Raw genomic sequence first — 14,739 nt, forward strand, 5'->3', positions numbered from 1 at the left:
AGTATAAAAAAACGCCATACAAAATGTATGGCGTAAGTATAACCCGTATTGCGGTTCAAGTTTAGCGGATCAAACCGCGATTAGAAGTCGCAATAAAATCAATCATTTGTTGAACTGCTGCGAACTCAGAAGCATCCTCTTTTAACGCTTCTAACGCATCCTCCAAACGCAGTCCCTTACGGAATAACGTTTTGTATGCGCGTCTTGTTGCCATAATTTCATCAGACTCAAAGCCGCGACGCTTTAAGCCTTCGGTGTTAATTGCAACGGGCCTCGCTGGCGTGCCAGTCGTTGTAACAAAAGGCGGCACGTCTTGATTCACACCAGAATACATGCCAATAAAGGCATGTGAACCCACTTTACAAAATTGGTGTACACCTGAATTACCCGCAAGGATAACCCAGTCACCAATATGTACATGTCCGGCTACACTCGCATTGTTAGCGAAAATCACATTGCTGCCAATAACCGCATCGTGTGCCACATGGGTGTATGCCATAAATAGGTTGTTGCTACCAATTCGAGTGATCCCTTCATCTTGAATTGTGCCACGATGAATAGTCGCACACTCACGAATAACGTTGTTATCACCAATAATTAGCTTGGTTGGTTCATCCTTGTACTTTTTATCTTGGCAGGCTTCCCCTACTGACGCGAATTGGAAAATGTGATTGCCTGAACCAATCTCAGATGGGCCTTTGATCACAACATGTGATTCAATCTTACAGTTATCACCAATGATTACGTCATTGCCAATATAACTATAAGGGCCTACAGAAACATTCTCGCCTAAACGCGCGCCTGATTCGATAATTGCGGTAGGATGAATAGCCATTAAAACTCTCTTCTAGCACACATAATTTCAGCTGAACACACCGTCTTGCCTTCAACTTTAGCTTCAGCACTGAACTTCCAAATATTACGGCGTTCTTTTTCAAACTTAACATGCAAATGCATCGTATCACCCGGTAGTACAGGTTGTTTGAAACGTGCATTATCAATCGCTGCAAATAAGTATAGTTCATTCTCGCTACGATTCTCGACCGTTTTAAAACCAAGTAAACCGGTTGCCTGTGCCATCGCTTCTAGGATCAATACACCAGGAAAAATAGGTTGCTCTGGGAAGTGACCTGTAAAAATAGGCTCATTAATCGTCACATTTTTAATCGCGTGAAGATATTCGCCTGGCTTAAAATCTACTACTTTGTCAACAAGCAACATTGGGTAGCGGTGTGGAAGAAGTTTTAAAATCTCTTGGATATCAAAGCTGTTTAATTCGTTAGCCAAAATAGCTTCCTTATTCTACATCAGTCTCTTTAAGCTTTGCTGTCAACACCTCAAGTGCCTTCAGGCGCGACTTAAAGTCAGATAAATTGCGTAAGTGTGCAATAGACTTACGCCACTCTTTATTCGTTTGGTGAGGTAAACCAGAAGAGTAGATCCCCGGCTCAGTAATTCCTTTAGTAACCATGCTCATACCAGTAATAACAACCCCATCACAAATTTCGTTGTGACCATTGATTGCCGTCATACCACCAATTTGGCAGTATTTACCGATTTTAACACTGCCCGCCAGTACTGTGCAGCCTGCGATGGCTGTACCGTAACCAACCTCGACGTTATGGGCAATTTGGATCTGGTTATCTAAAATGACGTTGCTATGAATAATGGTGTCTTCTAGCGCACCTCTATCAATAGAAGTACTCGCGCCAACTTCGACACGGTCGCCAATAATTACGGTGCCAACTTGAGGGATCTTAACCCACTCGCCTTTTTCGTTGGCGTAGCCAAAGCCATCACTTCCTATTACGGCACCAGACTGGAATAGGCATTGTTCTCCTATCTGTACTTCATGATAGATAGTCACGTTTGCCCAGAGTTTAGTCTTTGCGCCTATTTTGGCATGTTTTCCAATGAAACAGCCCGGCCCTATCTCAACATCATCACCAATCACAGCACCATCTTCAATTACGGCATTCGCACCTACGCTGACGTTTTCACCAAGCGTTGCAGTATCTGAGATAACTGCTGTACGATGAACCCCTGATGCTGCGCTAGGGGTTGAATCTAGCTTCTGTGCAAGTTTTGCATAAGCTACATAAGGATCAGCGATAATGAGTTTATTACCGGCAAAATAGTCCGCGTCCTTTTCACTCAAGATCACGGCCCCCGCAGTCGTATCTTCAAGCTGACCACGGTATTTGCTGTTGGCTAAAAACGCGATTTGGTCGTCTTTTGCCTGTGCGAGAGTGGCGATATTTCGAATTGATTTATCGCCATCACCTTGCAGCTGAGCACCTAGATACTCAGCGAGTTGAGATAAGGTGTGAAGTTTTGTCATTACTTATTGCTAACCGCTTTTACCACATCGTCAGAAAGGTCGGCTACTTTATCAGGATTAAAGTAAATTGTCGTATCTTTTACTTTAACTTCGTCAAACTTACCTTTTTTAGCAACGGATTCAATCGCATCCACGATTAACTTTTGTACTTTTGCAAGTTCTTGGTTTTGACGTGCTTTAATTTCTTGCTCTAGTGGACGACCTTTTTCAGCAAGTGTCTTTTGCATGCCTTGGATCTTCTCACGAAGTGCTTCTTTTTGCTCTTCGCTCATTGTGGTCGCTTCACGCTTGAACTTTTCCGCTTCAAAACGAATGTCACCCTGAATTTTTTCAAGCTCTTGACGACGCTCAGCAAACTCCGCTTGTAGCGTTTGTTCAATTTTCGCCATTTGTGGAATTTGCTTATACACTTCCTGCATATCTACGATGCCTACCTTGTGTGCAAATGCGCTACCCGAAGCCCCCATCATTAGTGCAGCTGTCATGGCTAGTGTTGATGATTTAATAAATTTTTTCACAATAAAACTCCTTAGAATGTATTACTGATATTGAAGCTGATCGTCTTGGTATCGTCTTCTTCTTCTTTTTTGAGTGGGTATGCAAAACTGATCAGCATTGGACCCATTGGTGAAATCCACTGAATAGATAAACCCGTTGATACTCTGAATCTTGTAGGATCAGAGAAGTCAGAAAGTAGATTGTATTGATCTTCCGTCAAGTTGCTGTAGCGATCAACATCAAATTCTGTGTCCCATACGTTCGCTGCATCTACGAAGAAACTGGTTCTTACAGAACTGGTGTTATCTTCGTCAAGGAACGGTGTTGGTACGATAAGCTCAAGACCTGCTAGCGCTTTCGCGTTACCACCAATACGACCACCAAGACTTAGCGTATCAAACTCAGGGTCACCGCCGATACAGCTACCCGCAGTACCATCTGGTTTAGGTGTACCCGGAATACACTTAGGCGCACGCTGCACCGCTCGAGGTAGGATTGTGTTTCGGTCGAAGCCGCGTAGTTCTTGCTCTGAAATACGGAAGAACTCTTGGAATGGCAATACTTGCTCAAACCCATTCGTCTCGCCATAACCGTTACCATAGCCTAAACCCGCTCTCGCTGAGAATACCCAACGATGGTCATTACTAATCGGCCAATAGAAACGTGAGTCATAGTTAATTTTAAAGAAGTTCAAGTCAGAGTTTGGTGTAGTAATACTTAAGTTCAAGCTTTGACGAGAACCTGCTGTTGGAAACATACCGCGGTTAATTGTTACACGAGACCAACCTGCACTTAACTCATATTTAGTAAAGTCATAATCTGCATCTGGATCGCTTTCGTTTAAGAAACTCTCACGAAGCACTCGTGTTTGCTCAAAGTCTGAAATTTGCGAAAGGCTTTCTTCTATCCAGCGAATACCAAAGTTAACACGGTTAATCGCATTAATTGGGAAACCAAAGTTAGTGCCGAGGCCATAGCTCGTCGACTTATAATCTACGATACCAAATTCACTCGCATCAAACTTGCTGTAGAAGACACTACTGCCTTGCGACACGCCATCAGGTGTAAAGTAAGGATCGGTATAAGACACACTATAACGCTCTGAACCACGCGAAGTGTTTATATTGAAAGCAACTTGGTTACCAGAACCTAGGAAGTTAGATTCACTGACACCGATGTTAAACTGAAGGCCCGCATAAGAACCATAAGCAACACCTGCTTGGAAACTACCAGCAGGTTGCTCTTTTACTTTGAAGTCAACATCAACCTGATCTTCAACGCCTGGGATTGGCTTGACTTCAAACTCCACCGATTCCATATATGGCAAACGTTGAATTTGCAGCTTTGACCGCTCTAAGTTTTGGTTAGACAACCATGCGCCTTCAAGCTGCGTCATTTCACGGCGTAATACTTCATCCGCTGTATTTTGGTTACCGTTAACTACGATTCGACGCACATACACGCGCTTACCAGGGTCTACCGATAGCGTTAGTTGTACTTCTTTATTTTCATCATCAATTTCAGGAACAGTACGCACTTCAGCGTTAGCATATCCAAAACGCGCCAAATAGCTTTTTATGAAATCTTCAGTTGCCGTCACCACGGAACCATTATACAGCTCACCGGCTCGAAGCGGCACGATTTCCTTAATCAAGTCTTCACGGCCTAGCAAGTCACCAATAAAGTCAAAACCTTTAACGGTATACTTTTCACCTTCAGTGATATTTGCCGTAACATAAACAGACTCACGCTCAGGGCTTACTGAAACCTGCGTTGAATCGATATTAAAACGTAGATAACCACGGTCTAAATAAAAACTGCGGATCTTTTCTAAATCGCCTTCAATGGTTTGCTTTTGGTAGCGGTCATTAGAAAGGAAGCGCCACCATGGTAAGTCCTGTTGAGACTCAATCAGGTTAAGCAGCTCTTCATCTGAGAACAACTCATTACCAACAAGGTTAATTTGACGCACAGAAGCGGCATCGCCTTCTTCAAACTTCAGCATCAGTTTCACACGGTTACGTGGCAGTTCAACAATGCTCACCTCAACCTTAGCGTTATATTTACCAATACTGTGGAAAAACTCCGTTAAACCTTTTTCAATACTATCAAGTACGGTCTTGTCCAACGGTTCGCCTTGGCGAATATTTTGCTGCTCTAAACTCTCGTTTAGCTGCTCGTCTTTGATGTCTTTGTTGCCATCAAATTCGATTGAGCTGATAGTTGGACGTTCTTTAACCTTAAAAATGATTTGATTGCCATCACGAAATACTGCGATGTTGTCAAAGTGGCCAGACTTATATAACGCCTTGATTGTGCGTGAAATGGTAAACTGATCGACATTGTCACCAACGTTGATCGGAATATGTGTCAATGCAGCGCCTAGTGCAACGCGCTGCAGCCCTTCTACTTTTAAATCTTCTACGATAAAGGAGTTTTGCCCTAAGGCAGCAAAACTAGCGCCCAGTAAACTGGTTACTGCAATGTGTTTTTTTATAGGCATTTTATTATCTTTATCCTTTACAACAATTTGGCGCGATGCGCTAAGGCTCACTACATCACAACATTCAAACGTTACAGTTTTGTATTATGTTATCCGTTGTATGCTTGAACAATAATGCAAACATTTAAACTGCATATAATGTGCGCTTTTGAGCACCGCACGGCTTAAAGCCGAGAAACATCATTAAATAGTGCAAAAAACGTTAAGGCAAGAAGAAGCGCCGCTCCAATCTTAAACCCAAACTCTTGTGTCTTTTCAGAGACTGGTTTTCTGCGAATTAGTTCAATTAAGTAATACATTAAATGCCCACCATCTAAGACAGGGAGCGGTAATAAGTTAAAAACTCCTAAGTTTACGCTGATAAGCGCTAAGAAGCCTAAAAATGCAACTAACCCGTAACTAACACTATTTCCGGCACTCACCGCGATCCCCACAGGCCCGCTTAAGTTTTTAACCGAGACCTGGCCCGTGATTAAGTTGCCGATCATGTCGAAACTTAAGGCAATCAAGTCGTAAGTTTTACGAATGCCAAGCACCATACTATCTAGGATGCCGTATTGTCTAGTTTCAATATAACCATTTGGCCATTTTTCCATCACAGGCACAACGCCCAAGTAGCCTTGTACGACACCTTCTGGTGAAGTTTTTGCCTGAGGTGTTACCGTTAGGGTTTGTGGCTGGCCATCGCGCAGAATATCTATGCTTATGGCTTGATTCGCAGACTTTTGAACTCGGTTCACCAGCTGTTGCCACGATGCCAATTTGTCACCATTTATCGCAACCAGCGTGTCTTCGACTTGTAAGCCACCTTTGTCAGCAGCTGCACCTTCTTCGATATAACCAAGCTGCAGCGTCAGTGGCGGCCTAAATGGTGTAATACCTACTGATGTGAGAGGTGCTTCATCTTGCTTTTCTAATTTCCAATCACTCAAACGTAGTGTGCGAATCGCCAAGCTACCCTTTTCGTCTTGTACTTTGGCAACCAACGATGGCTCACCTAAATGCGCCATTAACTCAAATGTGACGTCCTGCCATGAGTGCACTAGCTCATCATTCAGCGCAATGATATGGTCGCCTGATTGAAATCCAGCATCCGCCGCGATACTCGTTGGGGCAACCTCACCAACAACAGGTTTTACTGACTGAACTCCTACCATATACATCACTGCCAACACGACAACCGCAAACAAAAAATTGGCAATGGGGCCTGCTGCTACCACAGCGATACGAGAAAGTACTGGTTTATTATTGAAAGCAAGATGACGCTCTTGCTCTGGCACATCGTCAACGCGCTCATCGAGCATTTTGACATAACCGCCAAGTGGAATTGCGGCGATAACGTATTCAGTTTGATGTTTGTCATACCACTTAACTAAAGGCTTACCAAAACCGATAGAAAAACGTAAGACCTTAACTCCGGCTTTTCTGGCAACCCAAAAATGGCCATATTCATGAACGGTAACTAAAATACCTAAAGCAAGAACAAATGACCCTAAGTGCCAGAAAAATTCAAACATGGTTACCTCAATGTAGCGATAATTTGCTGTGCTCGATGGCGTGCCGTACGGTCTGTTTCCATAATCGACTCGACGGATTTTAATACGCTTAGCGTACTTTGCTCAAGCGTTAAAGCATTGACCCGATAGATATCGCAAAACCCAATTTTACCCTCTAAAAATGCCGCGACGGCAATTTCATTTGCAGCATTCACTGTTGTTGTTGCGGCCTGACCACTACGGCATGCATCAATCGCTAATTTGAGGTTGGGATAACGATTAAAATCTGGTTTGGTAAAAGTGAAATCAACAATCTGAGAAAAATCTAATGGCTCGACACCGGCGTCGATTCTTTCAGGATAAGCAAGCCCATATGCAATCGGCGTTCGCATATCTGGTTGCCCCATTTGTGCCAGCACCGAACCATCGCGATACTGCACCATAGAGTGGATCATACTTTGTGGGTGGATCACCACCTCAATATCGTCAGCTGAGCAGTTAAATAACCACTTAGCTTCAATAAACTCTAGTCCTTTATTCATCATAGTCGCAGAGTCGACAGAGATTTTTCTGCCCATAGACCAATTTGGGTGCGCAACCGCTTCTTCGACCGTTACTGATGCTAAGGAAGCCAATGAACGCTGTAAGAAAGGTCCGCCAGAGCCGGTTAATAAAATCTTACTAACACCGCTGTGACTTAAGTTTGAAGATTGTCCCGTTTGTATAGTCGTTGGTAGGCATTGATAAATAGCATTATGTTCACTGTCGATAGGGAGTAAAGTCGCACCGTGCGCTTTTACTTTATCCATAAACAGCTGGCCACTCATTACTAACGACTCTTTGTTCGCCAGCAGCACTTTTTTACCCGCTTCGACTGCTGCTAAAGTCGGTAACAAACCCGCTGCACCAACGATTGCGGACATCACGATATCCACATCTACGTGACGAGCCATCTCAGCCATTGCTTCAACACCATGGAGTACTTCCGTAGTAGTGCCCGTCAAATGTTGAGAAAGTTGCTGAGCTGCCTGCTCAGAGCTCATAACCGCGTACTTGGGTCGATGACGTGAACAAAGCTCGGCCATTTTTTCCGCGTTTTGCCCTGCGACTAGGGCAAAAACACGATATTGTTCTTCATTGCGGCTGACGACGTCTAGCGTTGATAGTCCAATGGAGCCGGTCGCTCCTAGTACCACCAAGTTTTGCTCGCTCATAGCACAACCGTCCAAGCGTAGCAAAAAGCAAAAATGGGTGCTGCAGCCGTTAAGCTATCAATGCGATCTAGGATACCGCCATGCCCCGGTAAACAACGGCCTGAATCTTTGAGACCTACTTCGCGCTTAAACATGCTTTCAAGCAAATCACCAACGGCAGAAAATAGCGCGATAATGATGGTCATTGCAGCGTAGACTGGCCACATATTTAAATCAATCGCGGCGAAGTGACAAAACACTAGCACAAAAATAACCGCGGTTATCACGCCACCGACTAGACCTTCAATCGTTTTATTCGGGCTCACTTTAGGCATGAGCTTATGCTTACCTAAGTTTTTGCCAGCGAAGTAAGCACCTATATCAGCACTCCACACTATGCCCAAGACCACCATGATAAGGACTGAACCTATGTGCTCGCCATCTTCATATCCGGCGCTACGCATCACATTTAATGCAAGCCACAGCGGCACTAGTGTCAGTACACCTGCGATGGAGCGCATCATGATCCCTTCATTCCATGCACGCGCTGCTCGTGGATATTTAACCACCAAGAAAGTGGCAACCAACCACCACGCAAAAGCTAATGTAAATACATAATTAGCATCAGCGACTAAGCGCCCCTGCTGCCATAAATCCTGTATTGGCCAATGAGTGTTAAGCAATAGAATTAGCACTGCCATGACACCAACAAAAGTAAAACGCTGACGCTTTTGACAAAGGCCTGCAAGCGCCGACCACTCCCATGCACCAAGCAAAACGATTAGTGCGGCAATCGTACTAAACATTGCCAGCGGTGTATAAAACACCAAAAGTAGAGCCAGAGGTGCAAGCACCGCTGACGTTAGAATACGTTGTTTTAACAAATTTGAACCCTTAACTTGTTGCGTCTTTCTCTGCGAGGAGCTGCTTTATTTGCTCTCCTGTGCATCCGAAGCGTCGCTCTCTAGACACGTAACAAGCAATGGCTTCAGAGAATGCTTGCTCGTCAAAATCAGGCCAAAGCGTGTCGGTAAAATAGAGTTCGGCATACGCAGCTTGCCATAGCAAGAAGTTACTGATGCGGAAGTCGCCTCCCGTTCTGATCAGCAAGTCGAGATTCGCTTGATCGGCCATCGTCATCTGCTCTGTCAAGGCATCTTCGGTTATATCACTTGGTTGCAACTCGCCCTTCGCAACTTGTTTTGCGAGGTGTTGTGCTGCCTGTGTGATATCCCAACGTCCACCGTAATTTGCTGCAATGTTTAAGTTAAGCCCTGTATTGTCCTGGGTCAATGTTTGAGCTTCATGAACACGCTGTTGGAGGCTGTCAGGAAAACGAGAAAGATCGCCAATAATGGTTAGCTTTACGTTGTTCTTATGTAATTTTTTAACTTCTTTAGACAACACATAAATAAATAACTCCATTAATGTGCTGACTTCATCTTCTGGCCTACGCCAGTTTTCACTACTAAAGGCAAATAGTGTCAGAGAATCTATACCTAACTTGGAACAGAATTGTACAGCACTGCGAACCGCATCTACGCCCTTCTTGTGTCCGAAAGCGCGCGGACGCCTGCGAGCTTGAGCCCAACGACCGTTGCCATCCATTATTATCGCAACATGTTTTGGCAATGATTGCTGCGAAATAACCTCTGCTTTTAAAACCATAATTCCAATTTTAGTGAAAAAAAACGCCGCCTAGTATACCCTAGGCGGCGCTTCAAACCTAATAAATTTGTCAGTTTACCTAGCCCCAAAAACGCTAACTGCTCAGAAACAAAGCAGTATTTTCTGCAATACGTAAACAGTGCGTAAATATAAACACTAGGGTAAAGACATTTAGATTTCCATTAACTCAGCTTCTTTCGCGCTAAGCTGTGTATCCATTTCTTTGATGAACTTGTCAGTCAATTTTTGGATATCATCTTCAGCTTGACGTGCTTCGTCTTCAGAAATTTCTTTGTCTTTTAGCAATGACTTAATATCACCGTTTGCGTCACGGCGAATGTTACGTACAGCAACACGACCACCTTCGACCTCACCACGAACGATCTTGATAAGATCTTTACGACGCTCTTCAGTTAATGGAGGAAGTGGAACACGGATCACAGTACCTGCTGACATTGGGTTTAGACCTAAGTCAGAAGACATAATTGCCTTTTCTACCGCTTGTGCAAGCGATTTGTCGAATACGCTAATAGCCAGTGTACGAGAGTCTTCAGTCGTAACGTTTGCTACTTGGTTTAGCGGTGTATCTGCACCGTAGTAAGAAACAGAAATACCATCTAGTAACGCTGGGTGTGCACGACCTGTGCGGATTTTAGAAAGCTGGCTTCCAAGTGCAGCCACACTTTTTTTCATACGCTCTTGAGCGTCTTTTTTAATATCTTCGATCACAATACTTTCCTAGTCTGTTCTTGTTATGCCAGATTATACTCGCAATTTAGAGATTCGCTACTTAACTGCGAGTTGCTGAAATAGTCGTCAGATTATTCTGCTGCTTGAGAAGAGATAAGGGTACCTTCCTCTTCACCCATGATGACATTTTTCAATGCACCTGGTTTATTCATGTTGAATACGCTGATTGGCATATTGTGGTCACGTGCCAATGTAAATGCAGCTAGATCCATCACTTTCAATTCTTTGTCGATAACTTCGTTGTAAGTCAACGTACGGTATAGCGTAGCGTCTGGGTTTTTCACCGGATCGTCGCTAAATACCCCTTCAACCTTTGTGGCTTTAATCACGGTATCCGCTTCAATCTCGATACCGCGCAAACATGCTGCTGAGTCCGTGGTAAAGAATGGGTTGCCCGTACCTGCAGAGAAAATAACAACACGGCCAGATTTTAATAGGCTAATTGCTTCTGCCCAATTGTACGCATCACACACACCATTTAGCGGGATAGCAGACATCAAACGTGCGTTTACAAAAGCACGGTGCAGCGCATCACGCATCGCAAGACCATTCATGACGGTCGCCAGCATTCCCATATGGTCACCCACAACTCGGTTCATGCCCGCTTCTGCAAGTGAACCACCACGTAAGAAGTTACCGCCACCGATAACCAAACCCACTTCTACGTCGAGCTCTACTAACTCTTTGATTTCTTGTGCCATACGATCCAATACTTTTGGATCGATACCAAAGCCTTCATCTCCCATTAAAGCTTCACCACTAAGCTTTAAAAGAACGCGTCTAAAAACAGGTTTTTTATTGATAGTCATAATATCCGGGCCAATTAAAAGTGAGGTAAAAAATAACCGCGCTTATGCTAGACATAAATGCGCGGTTATTTTAGAGAATTTTCAGCAATGACGCAAAGCTAATGTCAGCTTTTACGTCATTAGGCATCACAATAAGTGATTACTGGCCTTTTGCTGCAGCGATTTGTGCTGCAACTTCTGCTGCGAAATCTTCTTCTTTCTTCTCGATACCTTCACCTACTTCTAGGCGAACGAATGAAGAAACAGATGCATTCTTCTCTTTAAGGTAATCACCCACTGATTTCTTAGGTTCCATGATGAAAGCTTGACCAGTAAGAGAGATCTCACCAGTGAACTTCTTCATACGACCAACAACCATTTTCTCAGCGATTTCAGCTGGCTTACCTTCGTTCATTGCGATTTCAACTTGAACCGCTTTTTCTTTTTCAACTACTTCAGCAGGTACGTCTTCTGGGTTTAGGTAGTCTGGCTTAGAAGCAGCAACGTGCATTGCAACGTGCTTAAGAGTTTCTTCGTCAGCATCACCAGCTACAACAACACCGATACGCTCGCCGTGACGGTAAGCAACTAGCTTGTCACCTTGAATGTAAGAAACACGACGGATGTTCATGTTCTCACCGATTTTAGCTACTAGTGCAACACGAGTCTCTTCAAACTTAGCTTGTAAGTCTTCGATAGTTAGTTGCTCAGCTACAGCTGCGTCAGCAATTTCGTTAGCAAATGCAAGGAAGCTTGCATCTTTTGCTACGAAGTCAGTTTGACAGTTAACTTCTACTAGTGCAGCAAAACCTTCGCCTTGCTTGATGATGATTGTACCTTCAGCAGCGATGTTGCCTGCTTTTTTAGCAGCTTTAGCAGCACCACTTTTACGCATGTTTTCGATTGCTTGATCGATATCACCGCCAGTTTCTGTCAGTGCTTTTTTACAATCCATCATACCAGCGCCAGTGCGGTCACGAAGTTCTTTTACTAGGGCAGCAGTTACAGCCATTAGAATATCCTCAAATCTGAATTCAGTTCTTGATAAAACCAACCTTAGGTTGGCTGAATATCAAATCAAGTACAGCTCGCCTCAATTTGATAAAAATCCGTTATCTTTCAAGGTCTGCTTGGCAAACAACGGGATAAGCAGTTAATCGCTTATAAAGAATATCAAGTCTTCATCAATAATTTGATGAAGACTTGATGACAGCTAATACCTAATCAGGTAATTACTCAGCTTCAACGAAGTCGTCGTTTTCTGCTTGAGCAACGATGTTGCTTTCACGACCTTCAGTGATAGCAGTCGCTACTGCACCAGTGTATAGCTGGATTGCGCGGATAGCGTCGTCGTTACCTGGGATGATGAAATCAACACCATCTGGGTTAGAGTTAGTATCAACAACAGATACTACTGGGATACCTAGGTTGTTAGCTTCACGGATAGCGATGTGCTCGTGGTCAGCGTCGATAACGAAGATAGCGTCAGGAAGACCGCCCATATCTTTGATACCGCCAAGGCCTTTTTCAAGCTTTTGCATTTCACGAGTAAGCATTAGCGCTTCTTTCTTAGTAAGCTTCTCGAAAGTACCGTCTTGGCTTTGAGTCTCAAGCTCTTTAAGACGCTTGATTGATTGACGAACTGTTTTCCAGTTAGTCAACATACCACCTAACCAACGGTGATTTACGTAGAACTGCTCACTTTGGATAGCCGCTTCTTTAACTGCTTCGCTTGCAGCGCGCTTAGTACCTACGAAAAGGATTTTGCCTTTGTTAGATGCTACGTTCTGTAAGAACTTAAGTGCATCGTTGAACATAGGAACAGTTTTTTCTAGGTTGATGATATGAACGCGGTTACGTGCACCGAAGATGAACGGCTTCATCTTAGGGTTCCAGTAACGTGCTTGGTGACCGAAGTGAACACCAGCTTGAAGCATATCGCGCATTGAAACGTTTGCCATTGTATATTTCCTCTAAAAGTTAGGGTTAGGCCTCCACATATCCCATAGCACCAACACGAAGTTTTTATAACTGCATGCACCCAAGTGTATGTGTCGATATGTGTGTGTGTTAATATTAATAAGTGTGTTGCCTTAACTACAAACATTCATTCTCATCGTGTGAGGAAGAATTATTTGTAAAAAGACGGCGCGCTTTATACCATATATAAAGAATTAACTCAATCTTATGCGTAAAATTTGTGCATAATAAATGTTCATCTAAATTGACTTGGAGTCTAAATGAGTGCAGTGATCAAAACCCCTGAAGAAATCGAAAAAATGCGTGTTGCCGGGCGTTTAGCCGCGGAAGTACTGGAAATGATCGAGCCGTACGTTAAGCCAGGGGTGACCACCGACGAATTAAACACCATTTGTCACAATTACATTGTTGATGAGCAAGGCGCTGTTCCTGCACCGTTAAATTATCACGGCTTTCCGAAGTCTATTTGTACCTCAGTTAACCACGTTATTTGTCACGGAATCCCGAACGATAAACCGCTAAAAGAAGGCGACATTATCAATATCGACATCACTGTGATCAAAGATGGTTATCATGGTGATACGTCAAAAATGTTTTACGTCGGTACTCCAACGATCCAAGGTAAGCGCTTAAGCGAAATCACGCAAGAGAGTCTATACCTCGCGATAAAAATGGTAAAACCGGGCGTACGCTTGGGTGATATTGGTGCTGCAATTCAAAAGTATGCTGAAGGCTTTAACTACTCTATCGTGCGTGAATATTGTGGTCACGGTATTGGTAAAGAGTTCCATGAGGAGCCACAGGTAATGCACTACGGCAAGCCGGGCACTGGCGAAGTACTTAAAGCCGGCATGTGTTTGACTATCGAGCCTATGGTTAACGCAGGTAAGCGCCAATGTAAGTTACTAAAAGACGATTGGACTGTAGTCACTAAAGACCGTAGCCTCTCGGCACAGTGGGAACACACGCTGCTTGTCACCGATAACGGCGTTGAGATCTTGACGCTACGTAATGATGAGACGATTGACCGCGTTATTACGCATTCAGCATAATTGTAATGTGAATTTCAAAGCCAGCTGTTTAGCTGGCTATTTCCGTTAACATTAACGTTTTCCCACGACATCGCACACCAAACAGCTCAGTAAGTTAGCCAAACCATTTGTACAATTTTTTACCAAAGTGATTTTGCATCACAGATATTCATGGGACATCCATATTCCGTCACTGTTAAAGTAATTCTGGTATAAATTACTCTATTGTCATCAAATCTACACTAAATAGCTATTAACATTAGTTATCAATTTAACTCGGCAATATTCAACGCTATTTCTGACGGCTATAATAGCCACGTAACATAGATTCTCTTCCTTACTCCAAGCCCTTACCCTTCAATTAAAAAACCCGTAAAAAACATTTAAAATCATAAACTTAACACCAATCACCTTTGATTTTCACGCTTGGCGTTCAAAGCAAAGCTAACGATGTTTTTTGAATCAACATTCAATGTAGTTAATCGCTACCC

Annotated in this window: 14 protein-coding genes; 1 reads left to right on the forward strand and 13 read right to left on the reverse strand. The window is 43.6% G+C overall.

The window, feature by feature from the left end; genetic code table 11:
- Nucleotides 1-61 precede the first annotated feature (61 nt).
- The 13 genes from lpxA to rpsB all read right to left on the reverse strand — a co-directional run bounded on the left by lpxA (nt 62) and on the right by rpsB (nt 13,198).
- On the reverse strand, nt 62-835 hold the full coding sequence (gene lpxA, locus L1D50_RS07205) for an acyl-ACP--UDP-N-acetylglucosamine O-acyltransferase (RefSeq protein ID WP_039497145.1): 774 nt from the start codon (nt 833-835) through the stop codon (nt 62-64).
- Entirely contained in the window at nt 835-1,287 is a 453-nt protein-coding gene (gene fabZ, locus L1D50_RS07210) for a 3-hydroxyacyl-ACP dehydratase FabZ (RefSeq protein WP_010371351.1), read from the reverse strand. Before fabZ ends, lpxA begins: the two co-directional genes overlap by 1 nt.
- A gap of 10 nt (nt 1,288-1,297) precedes the next feature.
- A complete protein-coding gene (gene lpxD, locus L1D50_RS07215) occupies nt 1,298-2,341 on the reverse strand; it encodes a UDP-3-O-(3-hydroxymyristoyl)glucosamine N-acyltransferase (protein ID WP_138523124.1) in 1,044 nt (347 codons plus the stop codon).
- On the reverse strand, nt 2,341-2,859 hold the full coding sequence (locus L1D50_RS07220) for an OmpH family outer membrane protein (protein WP_128726469.1): 519 nt from the start codon (nt 2,857-2,859) through the stop codon (nt 2,341-2,343). Before L1D50_RS07220 ends, lpxD begins: the two co-directional genes overlap by 1 nt.
- Before the next feature lie 11 nt (nt 2,860-2,870).
- Nucleotides 2,871-5,342, reverse strand: coding sequence for an outer membrane protein assembly factor BamA (gene bamA, locus L1D50_RS07225; RefSeq protein ID WP_128726468.1), 2,472 nt, complete (start codon nt 5,340-5,342; stop codon nt 2,871-2,873).
- 164 nt (nt 5,343-5,506) lie between these two features.
- Entirely contained in the window at nt 5,507-6,859 is a 1,353-nt protein-coding gene (gene rseP, locus L1D50_RS07230) for a sigma E protease regulator RseP (protein WP_138523126.1), read from the reverse strand.
- A gap of 2 nt (nt 6,860-6,861) precedes the next feature.
- A complete protein-coding gene (ispC, locus tag L1D50_RS07235; protein WP_138523128.1) occupies nt 6,862-8,052 on the reverse strand; it encodes a 1-deoxy-D-xylulose-5-phosphate reductoisomerase in 1,191 nt (396 codons plus the stop codon).
- The gene (locus L1D50_RS07240; RefSeq protein WP_138523130.1) at nt 8,049-8,915 is read right to left on the reverse strand and encodes a phosphatidate cytidylyltransferase; all 867 of its coding nucleotides are present in this window, start codon (nt 8,913-8,915) and stop codon (nt 8,049-8,051) included. The genes ispC and L1D50_RS07240 overlap by 4 nt, the downstream gene beginning before the upstream one ends.
- 10 nt (nt 8,916-8,925) lie before the next feature.
- A complete protein-coding gene (locus tag L1D50_RS07245; RefSeq protein WP_128726464.1) occupies nt 8,926-9,699 on the reverse strand; it encodes an isoprenyl transferase in 774 nt (257 codons plus the stop codon).
- 171 nt (nt 9,700-9,870) lie between these two features.
- Nucleotides 9,871-10,428 carry a ribosome recycling factor gene (frr, locus tag L1D50_RS07250; RefSeq protein WP_010371327.1) on the reverse strand — a complete coding sequence of 186 codons (558 nt, stop codon included), beginning with the start codon at nt 10,426-10,428 and terminating at the stop codon, nt 9,871-9,873.
- Nucleotides 10,429-10,520: 92 nt separating this feature from the next.
- Complete coding sequence (pyrH, locus tag L1D50_RS07255; protein ID WP_010371324.1) at nt 10,521-11,258, reverse strand: UMP kinase; 738 nt, start codon at nt 11,256-11,258, stop codon at nt 10,521-10,523.
- 139 nt (nt 11,259-11,397) lie between these two features.
- Nucleotides 11,398-12,249 carry a translation elongation factor Ts gene (gene tsf, locus L1D50_RS07260; protein WP_102057110.1) on the reverse strand — a complete coding sequence of 284 codons (852 nt, stop codon included), beginning with the start codon at nt 12,247-12,249 and terminating at the stop codon, nt 11,398-11,400.
- Nucleotides 12,250-12,469: 220 nt separating this feature from the next.
- A complete protein-coding gene (gene rpsB / locus L1D50_RS07265) occupies nt 12,470-13,198 on the reverse strand; it encodes a 30S ribosomal protein S2 (protein WP_010371318.1) in 729 nt (242 codons plus the stop codon).
- 279 nt (nt 13,199-13,477) lie between these two features.
- Here rpsB and map point away from each other — a divergent pair, with 279 nt between their 5' ends.
- Nucleotides 13,478-14,269 (forward strand): type I methionyl aminopeptidase, encoded by a 792-nt coding sequence (gene map, locus L1D50_RS07270; RefSeq protein WP_045964223.1) that lies wholly within the window; start codon nt 13,478-13,480, stop codon nt 14,267-14,269.
- Nucleotides 14,270-14,739 lie beyond the last annotated feature (470 nt).

Source organism: Pseudoalteromonas sp. Isolate6, assembly GCF_022398435.1.
Lineage (GTDB): Bacteria > Pseudomonadota > Gammaproteobacteria > Enterobacterales > Alteromonadaceae > Pseudoalteromonas > Pseudoalteromonas galatheae.